Here is a 20,825-nt window from a genome sequence, read left to right as displayed (position 1 = left end):
AAAAATGGAAAAATATCAAGCTGTTCAAGAATTTATTAATTTATCAGAAAAAAATCATCGAATTGAAACGCTTGATAAAATATATTGGCGTAATCAATTACTCCATTTCTTGGGGATGAACGATTGGGACGAACCACAAGTTAAAGAAGAACATGATGCACTAACTTTAATGGATCAGCTCATGATCCTTGCACGCGACAATCAAGCTTTTTCGCCAGAAGAAGAAGAATTTTATGAAGCGGCTCTGATGGACTTTATTAGTCCAACACCAAGTCAAATTAATCGTGAGTTCTGGAAGAATTATCAAGAGAGTCCTAAAAAAGCAACAGATTATTTTTATGGACTGACTCAGGAAATTAATCAGGTCAAGACGAGAGATATCGCAAAAAATATCGCCTTTAATTATCACTCAAAATATGGCGATTTAGAAATCACAATCAATCTCTCAAAACCGGAGAAAGATCCAAAAGCTATCGCTGCAGCTAAATTAGTCAAAGATTCTAGTTATCCAGCCTGTGCGCTCTGTATTGAAAACGAAGGGCTTTATGGTGGAGGGAATAAAGCTGCACGAAGCAATCATCGCCTCATCCGTTTAAAATTACAGGATGAAGAATGGGGCTTTCAGTATTCGCCTTATGCTTATTATAATGAACACTCAATTGTGCTCAACAACTTGCACAAGCCAATGAAAATTAATCGCCGATCTTTTAGTAATCTCTTGGACTTTTTGGATTTGTTCCCTCACTATATGATTGGATCCAATGCTGATTTACCAATTGTTGGGGGTTCTATTTTGACACATGATCACTATCAAGCAGGACGTCATGAATTTCCGATGGCTAAAGCTAAGTTAAGAGAACAAGTAGCCTTTAAAGCTTTTCCAGAAGTAGCAGTTGGCATTGTGAATTGGCCTATGAGTGTGTTACGTTTGTCTTCTGAGGACAAAGGGCAGCTTTTGACACTTGCGGACTACATTTTGAAGAAATGGCAACAGTATTCGGATACAAGCATTGATGTCATTGCTCATTCTGCTGATGGTACGCCACACCATACGATTACGCCAATCGCTCGTAAACGTGAGGGGGCTTACGAGATGGATTTAGTCTTGCGAGACAATAATGTTAATGAAACATATCCTGATGGGATTTTTCATCCTCATGCAGACCTGCATCATATCAAGAAAGAAAATATTGGCCTGATTGAGGTCATGGGTTTGGCTGTTTTACCTCCGCGATTGAAAAATGAACTGCAAGAAGTGGAACAGTATCTCTTAGGAAAGCCACATCATATGAAAGATATACACTTACCTTGGGCACAAGAGTTAAAAAATCAAGGGGATTTTACTGAAGAAAATGTCTCAGAGTATGTCCGTGAAGCAGTTGGAGCTGTCTTTACAAGAGTATTGCAAGATGCGGGAGTATTTAAAGATGACAAAGCAGGATATGCCGGGTTTAAGCGCTTCATTGATTTTATAAATGAATAAGGTTATACTTGTAAGTGATTGATAAATAGTATTTAAAAACTTTGTACATCAAAGTAATGGAGGATAAATAAATGACAGTCTTAGTACTTGGAGGCGCAGGTTATGTAGGTAGCCATGCTGTTGATATTCTAGTAGCACGTGATTATGATGTGGCCGTTGTAGACAATCTTGTGACAGGACATCGTGAAGCTGTCCCAGCAGATGTACGCTTCTATGAAGGAGATGTGCGCGATCAAGCTTTTTTGGCTGATGTTTTTACAAAAGAAAAAGATATCGAAGGTTTAATGCACTTTTGTGCCTATTCATTGGTGGGTGAATCAATGCAAAAACCCCTGATGTATTTTAATAATAATGTTGGTGGGGCACAGGTTATTCTTGAAACCATGGAAAAATTTGGTATTAAGCATATTGTCTTTTCGAGTACGGCTGCAACTTTTGGAATACCCGAAGAAAGCCCTATTTCTGAAAAAACTCCACAAAAACCAATCAATCCTTATGGCGAAAGCAAACTCATCATGGAAAAAATGATGAAGTGGCAATCAGAGGCAACGGATATGACTTATGTAGCACTGCGCTACTTCAATGTTGCTGGTGCTAAACATGACGGAAGCATCGGTGAAGCACATAAAAATGAAACGCATTTGATTCCGCTTATTTTACAAACAGCTTTAGGCCAACGTGAGTTTATCACTATCTATGGCGATGATTACAATACGCCTGATGGTACATGCGTACGTGACTATATTGACATGGAAGATTTGATTGAAGCACACATCAAAGCCTTAGAATATCTTAAAGCGGGCGGTGCTTCGGATCAGTTTAATCTTGGCTCTTCAAAAGGCTACTCTAACCTTGAGGTCTTGGAAACTGCACGCCGTGTTACCGGTAAAGAAATTCCATCACAAATGGGAGAACGTCGTCCTGGCGATCCAGATATGTTGGTGGCAGACTCGACGAAAGCAGGAGAAGTCTTGGATTGGCACGTGAAAAATAATTTAGAATATATTATCGAGAATGCTTGGAAATGGCATAGCTCTCATCCAAATGGATATTAATACAAATGGAAAAAGCAATCTTTTAATTTGGGTTGCTTTTTCGTTATTTTTGTAAGAAAACGCTTCAAAATGTAAAAATATAAAGAAAACAGGATTGAAAGCAGATGAAAGTTGCATGAAAATGCAAAAAATGTTATATTAAGAAAATATTTCAATATAAATAAAATGGAATTATAGGAAAAATAAATGGAAAATAAAAAAGGGATGGGGCTGATAGCCCTTGTCTCCATCGTTGTCTCCAGTGCTATTGGTGGTGGGGTATTTAACCTTTCCAACGATTTAGCCAATGGAGCTACTGCAGGTGGTGTAATCGTAGCATGGCTCTTCGTTGGTTTAGGGCTTTTAGCGCTTGTCTTGAGCTTAAACTATCTGATTATTAACAAACCACAACTTTCAGGGGTTTCTGATTATGCGCGAGAAGGCTTTGGCGATTTGGTAGGTTTTCTTTCTGGGTGGGGTTACTGGTTGTCCACATGGTTAGGTAATATTGCCTTTGCCGTGCTCATGATGATATCTATGGATTACTTTTTCCCTGGTAAATTTGCAGATGCAAATGGAAGTCTAAGCGTTTTTGCAGTAGTGTCCGTATCGATTCTTTCTTGGCTTTTAGCTTTGATGGTGAGTAAAGGGGTCGAATCTGCAGCGATTGTGAATACCATTGTTCTGGTTTGTAAATTAATCCCAATCTTTGTTTTTATGATTACAGGGATCTTTATGTTCAAAGCAGGAGTATTCACTGCAGGTTTTTGGAACAATATTACAGAAAATACTCAAGGCTTGGTTCAAGCTCAAGGGTCAATGACCGCTGGCGGCTTACTCGATCAAGTTAAAAGCTCTCTTATGGTCATGATTTGGGTCTTTGTCGGGATTGAAGGTGCGGCAATGATGGGTGATCGTGCCAAGAAAAAATCTGATGCAGGCCGCGCGACAATCATTGGTCTTATCGTTTTACTTTTTATCTACATCTTGCTTTCACTCCTACCTTTCGGCTATTATGATCAAGCAGAATTAGCTGCCATGAAAACGCCAGGCATGGTTTATATGCTAAAAGATATGCTTGGTAGCTTTGGAGGCGCATTGATGGCCAGTGGTCTTGTTGTTTCCGTTTTAGGGGCTTGGATATCATGGACGATGCTTCCAGTAGAATCCACAACACAGTTGGCCAATCAAAAATTACTCCCAGAATGGTTTGGGCGCTTAAATAAACATAACGCTCCTGCAAATTCTCTTTGGCTTACACAAATCTTTGTTCAATTTTTCATCATCGTTACTTTTTATGTCGCAAATGCTTATAATGTAATGGTGTACCTCTGTACAGCATGTATCATGATCTGTTACGCTTTGGTCGGTGCATATATGATGAAACACGGTCTTGAAGAAAAAAATACAAAAAATATAGTCATTGGCTTTGTGGCCCTTGCTTTCCAAATTTTAGCGCTATGGCTTTCAGGCTGGCAGTATGTTTGGATGGCTTCGATTCTCTATGCAATTGGTTTTATTTTCTACTACTTAGCGAAGAAAGAAAATGGTAAGACACTTTCTCGTTTAGAAATTATTGTTCTTTTTGTAATTATCGGTTTGTCTATCTTTGCAGCTTTTGGCTTGATTGGCAATCATTATGGTTTAAGAGAGTTACTTGGCTTATAAATAACGTAAAAAAAAATTCGGAATTAATGTTCCGAATTTTTTTGCTCTAATTGTGAGTAATGGCTATTTTTGATATGAATCAATACACGTAAATCTTCTTCGAGTTTATCTTTTTGTTGACGTAATTCACGTTCTTGTTCAACAAGAAGGGAAATACGTTTTAATAACGTAGAATCCCCTTCTGCCTCCAGTGCCTTAAATTTGATCAGGTTATCCTCAGTCAGTGGTGGTTCTTTCTTGTCCATTTGTTTCAATTTCTCCTTGCTTCACATTGAAAATACTTAAGTTTTCTGGCAGGTTTTTGAGGTGGTCAAGCGTCGTTGTAGTAATAAAGGTTTGTGTTTTTCCGAGCGTTGTTTCTAAAAGATCCAACTGACGGCTATTGTCGAGCTCACTCATGACATCGTCGAGCAAAAGAATAGGATATTCTCCAGTCTCTTCAAAAATTAAATCAATCTCAGCGAGCTTGACAGATAAAGCAACGGTTCTTTGTTGGCCTTGGCTGCCAAAGTCCGCAACATTAATACCATTGACAAAAAAAGTCAAATCATCTCGGTGAGGACCGACAGAGGTCTGATGACGAAAGATATCCTTATCACGTGAGCTTTTCAAATCTTCTAAGAGAGCTGTAGAATTAACTTTATAATTAATCTGCAGCTCCTCAAGCCCATGAGTGAGTTGAGCATGAATTTTTTGTGCCAGCTTTTCCAGTTTGTCAATAAAATTTTGACGTTCAGTACTAATCTTCTGACCGTGTTCTGCCAGTTGGCTGTCTAAAACATCTAAAAAAGTAGCGTCAATCTGTTTGCGTTCCATCTTGAGGTAAGCATTGCGCTCTTTTAAAGCGCGGTTATAGCGCACCGAATCATAAAGATAAACGGGACGTATTTGACCAATCTCCATATCAAGGAAGCGACGGCGAATGCTTGGGGCACCTTTGATAAGTTCTAAATCCTCAGGTGCAAACATGATAAGGTTCAGCTGACCGATATAGTCTGCTAAGCGGTTTTCTTTCAGATGATTGACATGAGCCGTACGTCCTTTAGGAGTTAAAGCAACTTCTAGAGGGATATTACTGTGGCCTTTTGTGACAGTACCAGAAACCTTCATTTCTTTGGCATCCCACCGAATCAGTTCCCGATCATGATGGGTGCGGTGGCTACGTGTTAAAGCAAGAAAGTAGATACTTTCTAAAAGATTTGTTTTACCTTGGGCATTCTGTCCTAAAAAGATATTGAGATTGGGATGAAATTCAAGGGAAAGCTTATCATAATTTCGGAAATTATAGAGCTGTATATTGTTAAGTTTCATGCTTATTTAGCGCCGGGGAATCTTGGCTTGGCCGCTTTTTTAGGTTTTTGAGTTTTGACTTGAGCGTTCATTTTCTTGACAAGTGCTTTGACGCGTTCTTCCTCGGCCTTATCTTCTTCACGTTCAGCAATTTCTTCTTCAGAAGCTTGGACAAATGTGAGAATCAGTCCAAATTCAGGCATCTCCAAAACATCTCCCGCACGCAGTTTTTTGCCACGGCGATTTTCAGCTTCCTTGTTTAAGAAAATATTGCCTTCATTTTCAGCGAGAAAAAGCTTAGCTTGGCCTCCTGTATTGACAATGGCCAATTCTTTAATGACTTGTCCTAAAGTGATGTATTCTTCAAATAAGATGTAATTTTGCATAACTCTATTTTAGCATAAAGAGTCTCAAAAATAGTGGAAAATTTGCTATAATAGAGATATTACAGCTCCTGCTCTTTTTAGGATTAAAAGAAGTTCCTTTAAACTTAAAAAGAGGAGTAGACAAGGGATATCTATGAAACTAGCCAGCGGAGTAAATCTCCATGTTATAAAAGAAACAAAATTCAAAACAATACGTCTCATGGTGCGCTTTCGTGAAGAACTTTCGCGAGAAAATATTGCTAAGCGTGTGATTATCTCTAATTTATGGGAAACGACCAATGCAGCATACCCAACAGCTCAAGCATTTTCAAGCCGCTTGTCAGAACTTTATGGGACATCTTTCTCAACTGCAGTAAATAAAAAAGGCAGTCAACATTTGTTAAGCATTCATATGAATCTTGTTAATCCTAAGTTTGTTAATGTGGATACTTTGGCAGGTGCCGTTGACTTTATGCATAAAGCGCTCTTTAGTCCAGATAATAATGTTGAAGTTTTCCAGCGGGAAAAGACAAATCTCATCAACTACCTTAAAGCTATGAATGAAGATCGCTCTTATTATGCCAGCCGTCAGTTGGCTGCCCTTTTCTTTACGGATCCAAATCAATCTCTCCCAGGTGTAGCAACTGTGGGACTTTTGCAGTCAGAAACAGCAGAAGCTGTTTTTAATTATTACACTGAAATGCTTAATCACAATCTGATTGATATTTTTGTTCTAGGTGATGTGGAAGAAGCTGAAGTTGTACGTTTGTTCCAAAACTTTGACTTTAAGGATCGTCAGGGGCATTCTGAAATTTTTTATAAGCAAGAGCTCAAGGATTATCAAGAAAAAATCGAAGCTAAGGAGGTGCAACAGTCTATTTTACAAATGGCTTTTGCGCAACCGACAACTTATGGCAGCAAGGATTACATGACTTTACAAGTGATGAATGGCCTTTTTGGTGGCTTTGCACATTCTAAATTATTTATGAATGTCCGTGAAAAGGCAAGCTTGGCTTACTATGCAAGTTCAGCTTTTGATAGTTTTACAGGCCTGCTAAGAGTTAATGCAGGAATTGATGCAGGAAATTATCAACAGGCACGAGAGCTGATTCTAGAACAACTTCAAGCCATGCAATCTGGAGACTTTACCGCACAAGAAATTGAGCAAACTAAAACAATGCTAAAAAATTCTTACTTCATGTCGCTTGACTCTTCTTCGAATCTCATCGAACAAGCTTTTATTCACGAAGTTTTGTCTGAACTTTATGTTGATGAAGCAACTTTTTTGAAAGCATTAGAAGCTGTGAGCAAAGAAGATATTATGCGCTTGGCGCAAAGTTTAAAACTACAGGCTCAATATTTCATGAAAGGAGAAGTTTATGCAGAAGAAGAGATATGAAAAAACGGGTGAAATCTTATATACTGATGTTCTAGCCAACGGTTTAACGGTTTATTACTTACCGAAACCTGATTACAATCGTACCTACGGTCTTTTTACGACAAACTTTGGGTCATTGGATACCTCTTTTGTCCCTATGGGAAGTCAAGAGATAAAGACTTTTCCAGAAGGTATCGCTCACTTTTTGGAGCATAAACTCTTCGAGAAAAAAGAAGGGGATGTAATGTACAAGTTTGGAGCCTATGGGGCGCAAACCAATGCTTTTACAAGCTTTTCGAGAACGTCTTATCTTTTTTCGACACGTGAAAATATCTATGAGTGTGTGAACTTACTGCTTGATTTTGTGCAAGAACCTTACTTTACGGAAGAAAATGTTGCAAAAGAGCAAGGTATTATTCAACAAGAAATCCAGATGTATCAAGATGATAGTGACTGGCGTTTGTTTGCAGGGCTTTTAGCTTCGCTTTATCCTGAGTCACCATTGGCAGATGATATTGCTGGTACTCCACGTTCGATTAAGGAAATTACCGCAGCTGACTTGTATGTTAACTATGAAACTTTTTATCATCCCTCAAACATGAACCTCTTTTTAACAGGTCCTTTTGATGTGGATTACATGGCTGCATTTGTAAATGAGAATCAAGAGAAGAAAGCTTTTGTTAAAGCTGAACCCATACAGAGAAAAACTGTTGAGGGGAGTCAGCCGATTGCAGGAAAAACTCTTGCGTTTGAAGTTGCGATGCCCAAGTTGGCTCTTGGTTTTCGTGGAGAAGATGCTTTACCAACTGATGCCCGCGAATTATTAGAATATAAACTTTCAAATCAGTTGCTTCTCGATATGCTTTTTGGGAAAACAAGTCATCGTTATGAGGAAATGTATAATGCAGGTTTAGTTGATGATTCTTTTGGCTATGGTTTTGATATGGATAAAAGTTTTCACTTTGCGAATATTACAGTAGATACTGAAAAACCAGAGCAAGTAAGTAAAGTTTTGCAGGAAGCCCTAAAAAGTTATAAAATAGATAAGGATTTTGAAAAAGAAAATCTAGAAATACTGAAACGTGAAACACTAGGGGACTATTATAAATCCCTAAACTCTTTAGAATATATCGCCAATCAATTTTCATCAAATATTTATGGCGAGATTAACTTCTTTGATTTACCTGAAATTTTATCAGGATTAACCCTTGAAAAAGTCAGCAAATACGCTGAAAAATTTGTTGAGAATATGCAAACTGTAGATTTTATCATCTACCCTAAATAATACGAACAGTTATGAATAAATCCATGTATTTCATAAAGCTGAGAGGAGGACATGGTGGCAATTAAAACAATAGGCGAAGTCCTCAAAGACAAGAGGACGGAACTTGGCCTCGGGCTAAGTGAAGCCGAAAAACTTACAAATATTCCGAAATTATATATTATTGCTTTAGAAACAGGGGATTATAAGGCTTTACCCGGTGATTTTTATATTAAAGCTTATCTTAAACAATATGCAGAAAAGTTGGATCTTGATGCAGATCAAATCATGTTTGCATATGAGAAGGATGGATCAATGTCTGTTGAAGAACACGAAGACATCCAAGAAACTTATCGATTTGTGAAACCAAGTGAACGCGTAGAAGAGGATGAGGAAGAGGAAGAAAGTAATAAGCCTGCATGGCGTCATTATGTTCCCATTATCTTGCTTTCTGCTGTTGCACTAGCCATTGTCGGAAGTGTCACAGCTGTTGTATTACTTACGCGCCCGCCAAAGCCAGACTTGAGTGATACGTCTTATACTTATAAAACGAGCGAAACAAAAAAGGCAACAGAAGAACAAAAGAAAACAACAGAATCATCAGAAAAGCCTGTTGAATCAAAACCAGAGCCCCAAAACCAAATTACGATTACTGGAAGTGGTGCGCAGCTCAATGTCAAGGTAGAAAATGCTACGAGCCCAACACAAATTGTCTTTACAACAGCAGCTGGCGCAGTGACAACTGTTTCATTGACCAATGCGGATTGGGCAACAGTACGCACGTTATCTGATGCCGAAAATACAGCTACAGCAACGCTCGGAGCAGGATTAACTAACTCCGTGATTAACTTGTCCAATACCCAAGGACTTACAATGACAATCAACGGTAGCACTGTCGATTTGTCTGCTCTTACAGTAGGCGTTCCAGTTCAAGTGCAATTAACGGTGACTTATGCAAGCACTACAGCACCTGTAACACAATAAAAAGTTGAGCCACGAGCAGGCCAACTCTAAGAAGCGAAGAAAGTAATTATGAAAAAAGAAAAACTCCCTAATCAACTAACGATACTAAGAATCTTTATGATTCCTGTCTTTCTCATTGTCCTTTATCTGCCACATGGTGCAGCTGTGGGTACAAGCTATGTTTCATGGATTGTTGCAGCAATTATCTTTGCTGTAGCTTCAATTACAGACTGGCTTGATGGCTATTTGGCGCGCAAGTGGAAAGTTGTTTCTAATTTTGGTAAATTTGCAGATCCTTTAGCGGATAAAATGTTAACGATGGCTGCATTTGTGATGCTAATTGCTCTAGGCTTAGCTCCAGCTTGGGTTGTTGCAATCATCGTATGTCGTGAACTTGCTGTGACTGGACTTCGCCTTTTACTGGTTGAACAAGGTGGTGCAGTCTTGGCTGCAGCTATGCCAGGAAAAATTAAAACATTTACACAAATGTTGTCTATTATTTTCTTACTAATTGGTGATCCCATTTATATTGGCACAATCTTACTTTATGTTTGCCTTATCTTCACGATTTATTCCGGCTATGATTACTTTGCCAAAAATATGCAAGTTTTTAAAAATTAATGTGAATTTAAAGCTTGAAAAAAATAGAAGTCTGCGTTATACTTAAACATACAGAGAGTAAGACTTGGCTGAAAGCTTACAAAACCTAAAGTGACGATAAGAAACGGTAGCAACGTTATAGCTAAACTGAGGTTCTGGAAGACAGGACAAATTTAGGTGGTACCGCGATAAGATTACTGACGCCCTAGAGCTTTTATGCTTGGGGCGTTTTAATTTGCTACCAGCATTGCACCTAAAGGTGCTAATGCTGAACGGCAAGGCTCACAAAGGCTTTCTTAATAATGTTTAAATCATAAATGTATTCGATACAAAGGAGATAATATGAAATTACAAAAACCAAAAGGTACGGCAGATATTCTGCCTCAAGAGTCACAAAAATGGCAATATGTAGAAATGATGGCACGTGCAGTATTTGAAGATTACAATTTCAAAGAAATCCGTACACCCCTTTTTGAAAGTTATGAGCTGTTCAGTCGTGCAACAGGTGAAACAAGTGATATTGTGACGAAAGAAATGTATGACTTTGACGATAAAGGTGGACGTCACATTGCCTTACGTCCTGAAGGAACTGCTTCAACTGTTCGCGCTTATATTGAAAATAAACTCTTTGCCCCAGAAGTGCCAAAACCTGTCAAAATGTATTATATGGGCTCAATGTTCCGCTATGAACGCCCTCAATCTGGACGTTTACGTGAATTCCATCAATTTGGTGTAGAGTGTTTCGGAGCAAAAAATCCGGCAATTGATGTCGAAATTATCGCCATGGCACAATCATTATTTGAACAAATCGGTATTTCTGGTGTGACACTTCACTTGAATTCTCTGGGGGATTTAGAAACACGTAAGGCTTATCGTACAGCTTTGGTTGATTATTTGACACCTTTTGAAAAACAACTTTCAAAAGATAGCCAACGTCGTCTTCACGAAAATCCTCTTCGAGTACTTGACAGCAAGGAAAAAGAAGACAAAGAAATCGTCAAGGATGCACCATCTATCTTGGACTTTCTTACAGAAGAGTCTCAAAATCACTTTGACATGACACGTGATCTGCTCGATGGTTTAGGCATTGAATATGTCATTGATACTAATATGGTTCGTGGTTTGGACTATTATAATGATACAATTTTTGAATTTATCGTAGATGTCAAAGGACAAGAATTGACGGTTTGTGCAGGCGGCCGTTATGATGGTTTGGTTGAATACTTTGATGGTCCAGCCACACCAGGTTTTGGATTCGGACTGGGTGTAGAGCGCTTGTTGATGGTTGCTGAAATGCAAGGTGTTGATTTCCATGAAGAAGATACACTTGATGTTTATATTGCCGTTATGGGAAATAAAGCCAGCTTAGCAGCGACACAACTCGCAGAAAGCCTCCGTGCTCAAGCCTTTAAAGTCGAACGTGATTTCTCTAATCGCAAGCTTAGCGCACAATTTAAATCAGCTGAAAAAGCAAAAGCAGAAGTGATAATTACGCTTGGGGATAATGAAGTGGAAACAGGTGAAATTACAGTTAAACATAACCAAACGCGTAAAGAAGTGAAAACAACTTTGGCAGAAGTTGCGAAAGGATTTGCGCCTATCTTTGAGGAAGCGCTTGGAGAATAACAAAGTTCAGTAGTTCTAGAGAACAAGAGTACTAAAAAACATAAGGAGATTAAATTTGAAGAGAACAAACTATGCAGGAAATATTACCGAAGAATATTTAAATCAAGAAGTTACCGTAAAAGGTTGGGTTGCGAAGCGTCGCAATCTTGGAGGCTTAATCTTTATTGATTTGCGCGACCGCGAAGGTATTGTCCAGATTGTCGTTAACCCAGAAACAGCAGCAAAAGAAATTGTTGAGGTAGCGGATAAAGTCCGGAACGAATACGTCCTTGAAATTACAGGTAAAGTTGTTGAACGTGCCAGCAAAAACGAAAATATTAAAACAGGTGGAATTGAAATTGAAGCCAACCAAATGCAAATTCTCAGCACTTCAAAAACAACGCCTTTTGAGATTAAAGATGGAGTTGAGGTGCTTGATGATACACGGTTGAAATACCGTTATCTCGACTTACGTCGTCCGGAAATGCTTAATAATATTACGATGCGTCATGCGACAACACGTGCTATCCGTAGCTACTTAGATAATCAAGGCTTTATCGATGTTGAAACACCTTTCTTGAATAAATCAACTCCAGAAGGTGCACGTGATTACCTTGTTCCTTCTCGTGTTAATAAAGGCGAATTTTATGCTTTACCACAAAGTCCACAACTTATGAAACAATTGTTGATGACTGCGGGCCTTGATCGTTACTATCAAATCGTGAAATGTTTCCGTGACGAAGACTTGCGTGGTGACCGTCAACCAGAATTTACACAGGTCGACTTAGAAACAAGTTTTCTTGGGGAAGAAGAAATTCAAGATTTAACTGAAGGTTTGATTGCGAAAGTTATGAAGGACGTTAAAAACGTTGATGTAACTTTACCATTTCCGCGTATGAAATACGATGATGCTATGAATTTCTATGGTTCAGATAAGCCAGATACACGCTACGAAATGCTCTTGACAGACTTGACAGACCTTGCGAAAACTGTAGATTTCAAAGTGTTTAGTGAGGCGCCAGTTGTTAAAGCCATTGTTGTTAAAAATAATGCCGATAAGTACTCTCGTAAAGCTATTGATAAATTAACAGAGCAAGCCAAACAAAATGGTGCCAAGGGCTTAGCTTGGATCAAGTTTGAAGACGATAAATTGGCAGGTCCAATTGCTAAATTCTTGACAGATAAAACATCAGAATTCGTTGAAACTTTGGGCTTAGAAAACAACGACTTTGTTCTCTTTGTGGCGGACAGTTTAGAAGTGGCAAATTCAGCACTGGGTGCTTTACGTCAAACGATTGCCAAAGAGCAAGGCTTAATTGATTATTCGAAATTCAATTTCCTCTGGGTTATTGATTGGCCAATGTTTGAATGGTCAGAAGAAGAAGGGCGTTATATGAGTGCGCATCACCCGTTCACTTTACCAACTGCTGAAACACAAGGGGAACTTTCAGGAGATCTTAGTAAAGTGCGTGCGCATGCTTACGACATTGTTTTGAATGGTTACGAACTCGGTGGTGGTTCACTTCGTATTAATACGCGTGAATTACAAGAAGAAATGCTCAAAGCGCTAGGCTTTAGTTTAGAAGATGCCAAAGAGCAATTTGGTTTCTTGTTGGAAGCTTTAGATTATGGCTTCCCACCACACGGAGGATTGGCCCTTGGTTTGGACCGTTTCGTTATGTTGCTTGCAGGAAAAGACAATATTCGTGAAGTTATTGCCTTTCCTAAGAATAATAAAGCCACAGACCCGATGACACAAGCGCCATCAGTAGTCAGTGAGAGCCAACTGGAAGAATTGAGAATTAAACTTGAAAAACTTGACTAAATTTATCAACATGTTTGGTGGCTGGGAAAAGTTGACACATCGTTTCTCAGCATCTGTCTTATATGGAATCACATCTGCTTTTGCATTGAACTTCTTTTATCAACCCGGAAGAGTTTATGCAAGTGGCGCGACAGGGGCAGCACAGGTGGCAACGGAAATTTTAACACGAATTTTGGGGCACAACTATCTTCCCATATCAGCCACGCTCTTCCTGATCAATGTTCCCTTAATGATTTTAGCTTGGTTCCGTTTAGGGAAACAGTTTACTCTGTTTACTTTGTTAACGGTTACCATGAGCTCCATTTTTATCCACTTTGTTCCTGAAACAACGCTGACACCTGATCCAATCATCAATGCCATCTTTGGTGGTACCATCATGGGTGCAGGTGTTGGATATGCCATGCGTAATGGTATTTCAAGTGGTGGTACGGACATCATTGCCCTTTATATCCGGAAGAGAACAGGCCATAATGTTGGTACACTAGGTTTCATTGTCAACGGAGTAATTATCTTTACTGCAGGCGTACTCTTTGGCTGGGAATATATGCTGTATTCTATGATTGCTATCTTTGTGAGCTCACGTGTCACAGATGCAATCTTTACACGTCAAAAACGTATGCAGGTGATGATAGTTACCGAGAATCCTGAAATCATCATCCGCAAACTCTTTGAAAAAATGCATCACAGTGCAACAATTTTGAACAATGCTGAAGGTGCATACTCACACGAGAAACGGACAATTTTGTTTACGGTTATCACCATGTATGAGTATCAAGATTTTAAAGAAATCATCACAAAATATGATCCGAAAGCTTTTGTCTCTATCTCAGAAAACGTTCGTGTAATAGGGAACTTTAGTGAGATTACTGATTAAGTTGACAAAATGACCGTTTTAGTATAAATTAGAGAAGGCCTCTGTCAACTGTGACAGAGGTTTTACAAGAAATTATAAAGCCATTTTTATAAGGTAAAAATGGTATTAGATTGGAGAGTTGTATGAAGGATATGAGCCTCATTAAAATCCATTTTCGTAACTTTATTGCCATCAGCTTAGGCGCAATTATCTTTGCTTTTGGTTTTGTAAAGTTAAATATGGCCAATCAGTTGGCTGCAGGTGGCCTTTCCGGTATTACCTTGATCTTGCACGCATTATTCAAGTTGGATCCGGCCCTAAGTCAGTTCATTCTGAATATCCCCTTGCTTTTTATTGGTTACCGTTTCTTAGGACAACGGACCTTTACCTATACGGTCTATGCGATTGTTAACATCTCGCTTTTCCTTTCAGTTTTCCAAGCATTTGATTTTAGTATTAATCTTTTGCATGATAACTTAGTCGCAGCTCTCCTGGCCGGGGTATTTGCCGGAACGGGGATTGGGATTATCTTCCGCTTTGGCGGAACAACTGGAGGTTCAGATATCATTGCTCAGCTGTTGCAAATTAAGCGAGGCACAGCAGTGGGGCGTGTGATTTTCACAATAGACCTTTTTGTAATGACACTTTCTCTCACTTACATTGATGTTAATCATATGGTTTATACATTAATTGCAAGTTTCGTAAGTGCCCAAGTGATTAACCTTATCCAATCTGGTGGTTATACCGTTCGTGGGATGCTTATTATCAGTCCTAAGTATCAAGAAATTTCAAATGCCATCCTGGCAGAACTTGGACGTGGTGCAACATTCTTACATGGTGAAGGCGCATATTCAGGTACAGAAAAACGTGTGGTCTATGTGGTGCTTAACCCTCGAGAAGTCATGACGGTTAAAGCTCTGATTGCTGAAATAGATCCTCAAGCCTTCTCAACAGTAATAAATGTTCATGAAGTTATGGGAGATTTTACTTATCCACAAAGTAAATATAAACGTAAGAAAAAATAAAAAAAGAGCCAGATTTTGGTTCTTTTTATTTTAATGGCTATTATTGAAAAAGTTTTGAAGTTAGACGTTCGCCTTCAAGTCGGCCTACAGAAGAAACACCTTCTACATCAGAAGAATCAGCATTAACGCCGTCCTTAAGAATTTGTAAGCGATCGATAGCTTGATTGATTTGAATGAGGCTTTGAGTTTGGTTTTCAAAGCTATAATTACTAATCTCACGTTTAGCTTTCTTGAGGTGAATAATTGCCTTTTCGATTTCGACAAGAGCTTTTGATGTACGCATAGAGTCCCTCCTTGTTTTATGATACTAACCTTATTATAAACAAAAAGACTGGCAAAAGCCAATCTCTTAATTTTGAGCAACGAAATCATCTAAAATCTTGACAATTTCTGCTTGTGTTTCTGCTTGATTTACAGCTACTTTAACTTTTGCAGCACGTTTTGCACCTTTGAGGTAGTAAGCTGCATGTTGACGGAATTCGCGTGACGCTAAGTTATCGCCTTTGAGGTCAACAAGACGTTGCAAGTGAATCTTAGCGATACGCATTTTTTCATCCACAGTTGGTTCAGGGAGTAATTCCCCTGTGCGAAGGTAGTGTTCCGTACGGTGAAGCATCCACGGATTTCCAAGAGCTGCTCGACCAATCATGACTGCATCAACACCTGTTTCATCAATCATGCGTTTAGCATCTTCAGGTGTTTTAACATCGCCGTTTCCGATGAAAGGAATGTTAATATTGCTTGCTACTTTTTCAAGCCATGTCCAGTCGGCTTTACCTTCATAGAGTTGAGCGCGTGTCCGTGCGTGCATTGCAACAGCTGCACCACCAGCTGCTTCAATAGCTTTGGCATTTTCGACAGCGTAGAGATGATCAGAATCCCAACCGATACGAATTTTTACAGTGAGTGGTAGATCAATCGCAGAGCTGACAGCTTTCACTACATCGTAAACCTTATCTGGGTCAAGTAGTAAGCGACTTCCCGCTTCATTTTTGGTTACCTTCGGAACAGGACAGCCCATATTGATATCAATGATGTCTGCTACTGTATTTTCTTGAACAAATTTCGCTGCTTCAACCAGTGTATCAACTTCACCACCAAAAATCTGCATGGAAAGTGGATGCGGAACGCCTTCAAAGTCCATCATTTGAAGCGTTTTTTTGTTACGATGTTCGATACCTTTATCAGAAATCATTTCAGTAACAACAAGTCCGGCTCCAAACTCTTTAGCTGTTGTCAGGAAGGCTTTATTATTAATTCCCGCCATTGGAGCGAGTACAATTTTATTAGCAATTTCTATATCCCCAATTTTCCATGGGCGTGTGTATTTTGAATCCATAGTCATAGAGAATATTTTACCATTTTTTAGGGGATTTGCTAAAACTTTGCACTGAAAAAACCTTCGTAGATAAATTAACGAAGGTTTTTTAGATTAATCAGTAAATAAGTGCTTTATTTTTTGGCGTACAGAAACTTCCTGAGCTTGAGTGGTTAAAAAGGTTGCAACATCTCCAGCATGGAGTAGTGTATCTCCTCGTGGAATAATTTTTTCACCATTTCTTTGAATAGCAATCAGAAGACTATCTTTAGGAAGATGGAGATTTTGAACCGGTTGATTGTCAGCTTCCGAATCAAACTGTACCAAGGCTTCAATCATAATATGACCTTCTTTTTCAGTAGCTATTTCCGAATCAACAGTAAGTAGATTGTGGAGTAATGAGTGGTAGATTGGCTCAGAGTGTAAAAGCTCGGCCACAAGATAGGAAATTAGAGAAACAAAAGCCAGAGGTAATAAATGCTCAAAGGAACCTGTCATCTCGACTAAAAGGAGAATTCCAGTCATTGGTGCACGAACGATAGCAGTAAAAGTTGCAGCCATCGCTAAAATAATAAAATTTGGGAATAGGTTGGGCGACAAATGCAAGAGAGGAATGACTGTTGTAGCAAAAATGCTACCAAGACTAGCACCGAGTACTAAGAGGGGGAAGAATATTCCTCCGGGAACACCTGAAGCATAGCTGATGAGGGAAATCAAAAACTTTGCAACAAAGACCAGACAGAGAAAGGCAAGTCCCCAAGTAAGCGTCAATTGGTCAATCAACTGGTGACCACTGCCGCTGATTAGTGGAAAGAAGAGTGCGACAAGAGCAGAAGCAGCAAAACTGAACAAGACACGAAGAAAAGGACTTTTTATCTTCCCCTTCATGAGGCTTTGACTCTTTAGAAGAGCAGCATTATAAACTGCACCAAAAATTCCCATAAGGATGCCTAAAAGTAAGAGTAGCCAATAATCTGAGAGGGGAATGCTGCTCACGATTTGGAAATCAAAGATACTGGCTGGACCAAAAATAATACGCGAAACGGCATCAGCCATGATAGCAGAGCTCATACAAGTTAATAGTATCAAAGGTGAGAAGTATTTGAATACTTCTTCAAGCGTAAACATGATACCCGAAAGCGGTGCATTAAAAGCAGCAGATAAACCGGCGGAAGCTCCAGAAGCAATCAACAAACGTTGGTGTCGCTCAGTAGAGGAAAATCTTTGACCAAAGGCTTGTCCCATCGCAGCCCCGAGCTGGATCGATGGTCCTTCACGACCTAAGGATAACCCAGCAAACATGGCCAGTGTTCCTCCGACAAACTTAGCCCAAGCCGTTGAAAACCAGTCTGGTTTAAAGTAGCCCAGCAATTGCCCTTTGACTTGAGGAATTCCGCTACCAGTCGACATAGGGTATTTTTTCATCAAGGTACTGACAATAAAGACAAGGAGAAGCAAGGTGGGAAGGAGGAAAAGCCCATAAATAAGGTGAGTGCTGGCTTGATGGTAGAGAGCAGCACCTAATTTTTCAGCTAGAGAAAGGGCCAAACGATAAAAGCTGGCTAAGAAGCCAGCTGCCAGTCCAACCAATAGACTTAAAAAAATTAAACCTATATTTTTGTTTGACGATTGTGAAAGATCTTTAATCAATAGTCTCATTTTTGAGCAGCTCCCAAGATTAAATCATTGAGTTCTTTTTCTGTAAATTCATATTTGCGTCCGCAAAATTGGCAGAGGACTTCAGCCCCGTGATCTTCTTCAATAATTTCGGTGAGTGCTTGACTACCGAGGCTTTGTAAGCCTTCAGCAAATCGTTCCTTTGAACAGTCACACGCAAAGGCTAAGGGTGATTCAGCAAGAATCGTATATTCGAGCTCACCATAAAGTGCAGCTAACATGGCTTCAAGCGGCTTTTCTTTTAAAAGCATTTCTGAAATACTTGGCATTGCTTTGATGTTTTTTTCCATCAGAGTGATTTCATCATCAGTTGCATCAGGCAAGGCTTGGAGCATAAATCCCCCTGCGATTTTAACACTGTCTTCCCCGTCATTGAGCAAGACATTTAAACCAACAGAAGAAGGTGTTTGCTCACTAGAGAGAAAATACCAGGCCAGATCTTCCCCAATTTCTCCAGTAATTAAATCAGTTTGGCCTGTATAAGGTTGACGAAGTCCCATATCTTTAATAACGACAAAGAAGCCATTGCCAATGAAAGGAGCAACAAGTACTTCTCCTGTTGAAGCTTTTTTATAGTCTAAATCTTTGTTTTGAACATAACCTTTAACATTTCCTTTAGCATCTGCTACGGCAACAATTGCACCCATAGCACCATCACCCAAGATTTTGACCGTAATTTTACTGTCCCCTTTTTCATTAGCGCCTAAAATTTGGGCAGCAATCAAGGTACGACCAAGGGCAACAGTAGAAGTAGGCATCGTTTGATGACGTTCCTGAGCTTCACGGACAGTTAATGTTGAATCAAGAGCAAAAGCACGAAAGTGACCATTTTTTGAAATGGATTTTAATATTTTATCAGTCATAACTCCTTCTATTTTAACATATTTTTAACAGCATTGATTGCTGGGCTTTTATTTTGGCGATGATATTTTGTATTAAAAACAAATGGGGGCAAAAAAGTAAGGTTTGTAAAGAAAACTAGGATAAAGTTAGATATTTCCGAACAAAATAGTAGTTTTATAGAAAAAAACTCGTTTCTTACTCAAAGTAAATTATATTTTTTGCTATAATAGGAATAGTGCGATAGGAGCTTTTCAATATCAAAATGCCAGCTGTGCCTCTTGAAAAGGAGACATAGAGCGTACAAATATTAAAAGAAAAGAGAGCTATTATGCCATCAGTTGTTGTTGTAGGAACGCAGTGGGGAGATGAAGGAAAAGGTAAAATTACTGACTTCCTCAGCTCAGACGCAGAGGTTATTGCGCGTTACCAAGGAGGGGACAATGCCGGTCACACTATTGTTATTGACGGCTTTAAGTACAAACTCCACCTTATCCCATCTGGTATTTTCTTCCCAGAAAAAACATCTGTTATCGGTAATGGTGTAGTCATCAACCCCAAAGCCCTGGTAAAAGAAATTGCTTACCTCCACGAAAACGGTGTAACAACAGACAATCTTCGTATCTCAGACCGCGCCCACGTTATCTTGCCTTACCATATCAAGTTAGATGCCCTTCAAGAAGAAGCTAAAGGCGATCAAAAGATTGGTACGACAATCAAAGGTATCGGCCCAGCTTACATGGATAAAGCGGCACGTGTCGGTATCCGTATCGCAGACCTTCTTGATAAAGAAATTTTTGAAGAACGTCTACGTACAAATCTTGAAAATAAAAACCGTGAATTTGTTAAACTTTACGATAGTGAAGCACTTGATTTCGATGAAATCTTTAACGAATACTATGAATACGGTCAACAAATTAAAAAATATGTAGCGGACACCTCAGTAATCTTGAACGATGCGCTTGATGAAGGCCATCGCGTCCTCTTTGAAGGTGCACAAGGTGTTATGCTAGATATCGACCAAGGAACTTATCCTTTTGTTACATCTTCAAACCCATTGGCAGGAGGAGTAGCTATCGGTTCAGGTGTTGGTCCAACAAAAATTGATAAAGCAGTTGGTGTATGTAAAGCCTACACTTCACGCGTTGGTGATGGTCCATTCCCAACAGAGCTTTTTGATGAAACAGGTCACCAAATCCGTGAAGTTGGACATGAATATGGTACAACAACAGGTCGTCCACGCCGTGTAGGATGGTTTGATGCGGTCGTTATGCGTCACTCACGACGTGTTTCAGGTCTGACTCATCTTAGCTTGAACTCTATTGATGTTCTGGCAGGATTACCAACAGTGAAAATCTGTGTCGCTTACGAACTTGACGGAAAAGAAATCACTCACTACCCAGCAAGTCTTAAAGAATTGGAACGTTGCAAACCAATTTACGAAGAAATGCCAGGTTGGTCTGAAGATATTACAGGAATGCGTACTCTGGAAGAACTTCCAGAAACAGCACGCAACTATGTTCTTCGTGTTGCAGAACTCGTTGGTGTCCGTATCTCAACATTCTCTGTTGGTCCAGACCGTGACCAAACAAACGTTTTGGAAAACGTTTGGGAAGCCTAAGGAAATAAATCTAAAAGCA

19 protein-coding genes are annotated in these 20,825 nt (G+C 39.3%); 12 read left to right on the top strand and 7 right to left on the bottom strand.

Features of this window, described 5'->3' with window-relative positions:
* The first annotated feature begins 4 nt into the window (after positions 1-4).
* The 3 genes from galT to J0J35_RS07280 all read left to right on the top strand — a co-directional run bounded on the left by galT (position 5) and on the right by J0J35_RS07280 (position 4,185).
* Entirely contained in the window at positions 5-1,483 is a 1,479-nt protein-coding gene (gene galT, locus J0J35_RS07290; protein ID WP_206916401.1) for a UDP-glucose--hexose-1-phosphate uridylyltransferase, read from the top strand.
* A gap of 71 nt (positions 1,484-1,554) precedes the next feature.
* Positions 1,555-2,538, top strand: coding sequence for a UDP-glucose 4-epimerase GalE (gene galE, locus J0J35_RS07285; protein ID WP_206916398.1), 984 nt, complete (start codon positions 1,555-1,557; stop codon positions 2,536-2,538).
* Positions 2,539-2,724: 186 nt separating this feature from the next.
* The gene (locus tag J0J35_RS07280) at positions 2,725-4,185 is read left to right on the top strand and encodes a basic amino acid/polyamine antiporter (protein ID WP_206916396.1); all 1,461 of its coding nucleotides are present in this window, start codon (positions 2,725-2,727) and stop codon (positions 4,183-4,185) included.
* Positions 4,186-4,208: 23 nt separating this feature from the next.
* On the opposite strand, the gene J0J35_RS07275 is transcribed toward J0J35_RS07280, so the two are convergent.
* From J0J35_RS07275 to J0J35_RS07265, 3 genes are read right to left on the bottom strand one after another with little or no spacing between them, the layout of a single operon-like run.
* The gene (locus J0J35_RS07275) at positions 4,209-4,430 is read right to left on the bottom strand and encodes a transcriptional regulator (RefSeq protein ID WP_206916393.1); all 222 of its coding nucleotides are present in this window, start codon (positions 4,428-4,430) and stop codon (positions 4,209-4,211) included.
* Positions 4,402-5,496: a DNA replication/repair protein RecF gene (recF, locus tag J0J35_RS07270; protein WP_206916390.1), complete on the bottom strand. Its 1,095-nt coding sequence runs from the start codon at positions 5,494-5,496 to the stop codon at positions 4,402-4,404. The genes J0J35_RS07275 and recF overlap by 29 nt, the downstream gene beginning before the upstream one ends.
* A gap of 2 nt (positions 5,497-5,498) precedes the next feature.
* Positions 5,499-5,861 carry an RNA-binding S4 domain-containing protein gene (locus tag J0J35_RS07265; protein WP_206916388.1) on the bottom strand — a complete coding sequence of 121 codons (363 nt, stop codon included), beginning with the start codon at positions 5,859-5,861 and terminating at the stop codon, positions 5,499-5,501.
* 133 nt (positions 5,862-5,994) lie between these two features.
* On the opposite strand from J0J35_RS07265, the gene yfmF reads away from it, so the two are divergent.
* The 8 genes from yfmF to J0J35_RS07225 all read left to right on the top strand — a co-directional run bounded on the left by yfmF (position 5,995) and on the right by J0J35_RS07225 (position 15,350).
* The gene (gene yfmF / locus J0J35_RS07260; RefSeq protein WP_206916385.1) at positions 5,995-7,239 is read left to right on the top strand and encodes an EF-P 5-aminopentanol modification-associated protein YfmF; all 1,245 of its coding nucleotides are present in this window, start codon (positions 5,995-5,997) and stop codon (positions 7,237-7,239) included.
* On the top strand, positions 7,220-8,503 hold the full coding sequence (yfmH, locus tag J0J35_RS07255; protein ID WP_019292206.1) for an EF-P 5-aminopentanol modification-associated protein YfmH: 1,284 nt from the start codon (positions 7,220-7,222) through the stop codon (positions 8,501-8,503). Before yfmF ends, yfmH begins: the two co-directional genes overlap by 20 nt.
* A gap of 51 nt (positions 8,504-8,554) precedes the next feature.
* Complete coding sequence (locus J0J35_RS07250) at positions 8,555-9,463, top strand: RodZ family helix-turn-helix domain-containing protein (RefSeq protein WP_061414393.1); 909 nt, start codon at positions 8,555-8,557, stop codon at positions 9,461-9,463.
* A gap of 48 nt (positions 9,464-9,511) precedes the next feature.
* Positions 9,512-10,063 carry a CDP-diacylglycerol--glycerol-3-phosphate 3-phosphatidyltransferase gene (gene pgsA, locus J0J35_RS07245; RefSeq protein ID WP_019292204.1) on the top strand — a complete coding sequence of 184 codons (552 nt, stop codon included), beginning with the start codon at positions 9,512-9,514 and terminating at the stop codon, positions 10,061-10,063.
* Positions 10,064-10,384: 321 nt separating this feature from the next.
* Complete coding sequence (gene hisS / locus J0J35_RS07240; RefSeq protein WP_019292203.1) at positions 10,385-11,668, top strand: histidine--tRNA ligase; 1,284 nt, start codon at positions 10,385-10,387, stop codon at positions 11,666-11,668.
* Positions 11,669-11,723: 55 nt separating this feature from the next.
* On the top strand, positions 11,724-13,472 hold the full coding sequence (aspS, locus tag J0J35_RS07235) for an aspartate--tRNA ligase (RefSeq protein ID WP_206916382.1): 1,749 nt from the start codon (positions 11,724-11,726) through the stop codon (positions 13,470-13,472).
* Positions 13,473-13,482: 10 nt separating this feature from the next.
* A complete protein-coding gene (locus J0J35_RS07230; RefSeq protein WP_029343371.1) occupies positions 13,483-14,346 on the top strand; it encodes a YitT family protein in 864 nt (287 codons plus the stop codon).
* A 122-nt stretch (positions 14,347-14,468) separates the two neighbouring features.
* Positions 14,469-15,350: a YitT family protein gene (locus tag J0J35_RS07225; RefSeq protein ID WP_017368602.1), complete on the top strand. Its 882-nt coding sequence runs from the start codon at positions 14,469-14,471 to the stop codon at positions 15,348-15,350.
* Positions 15,351-15,390: 40 nt separating this feature from the next.
* Here J0J35_RS07225 and J0J35_RS07220 read toward each other — a convergent pair whose 3' ends face one another.
* From J0J35_RS07220 to hslO, 4 genes are all read right to left on the bottom strand, one after another.
* Positions 15,391-15,633 (bottom strand): hypothetical protein, encoded by a 243-nt coding sequence (locus J0J35_RS07220; protein WP_019292200.1) that lies wholly within the window; start codon positions 15,631-15,633, stop codon positions 15,391-15,393.
* A gap of 66 nt (positions 15,634-15,699) precedes the next feature.
* Positions 15,700-16,695 carry a tRNA dihydrouridine synthase DusB gene (gene dusB, locus J0J35_RS07215; RefSeq protein WP_003133380.1) on the bottom strand — a complete coding sequence of 332 codons (996 nt, stop codon included), beginning with the start codon at positions 16,693-16,695 and terminating at the stop codon, positions 15,700-15,702.
* A gap of 87 nt (positions 16,696-16,782) precedes the next feature.
* Positions 16,783-18,327 carry a ClC family H(+)/Cl(-) exchange transporter gene (locus tag J0J35_RS07210; protein WP_206916380.1) on the bottom strand — a complete coding sequence of 515 codons (1,545 nt, stop codon included), beginning with the start codon at positions 18,325-18,327 and terminating at the stop codon, positions 16,783-16,785.
* Positions 18,324-19,208, bottom strand: a complete 885-nt coding sequence (hslO, locus tag J0J35_RS07205) for an Hsp33 family molecular chaperone HslO (protein ID WP_019292198.1) — start codon at positions 19,206-19,208, stop codon at positions 18,324-18,326. Before hslO ends, J0J35_RS07210 begins: the two co-directional genes overlap by 4 nt.
* Positions 19,209-19,516: 308 nt before the next feature.
* On the opposite strand from hslO, the gene J0J35_RS07200 reads away from it, so the two are divergent.
* A complete protein-coding gene (locus J0J35_RS07200; RefSeq protein WP_017368598.1) occupies positions 19,517-20,806 on the top strand; it encodes an adenylosuccinate synthase in 1,290 nt (429 codons plus the stop codon).
* Positions 20,807-20,825 lie beyond the last annotated feature (19 nt).

It is taken from the genome of Lactococcus sp. LG606, from assembly GCF_017309645.1.
GTDB classification, from domain to species: domain Bacteria; phylum Bacillota; class Bacilli; order Lactobacillales; family Streptococcaceae; genus Lactococcus; species Lactococcus petauri.
This window is presented reverse-complemented; position numbering and strand designations above follow the sequence as displayed.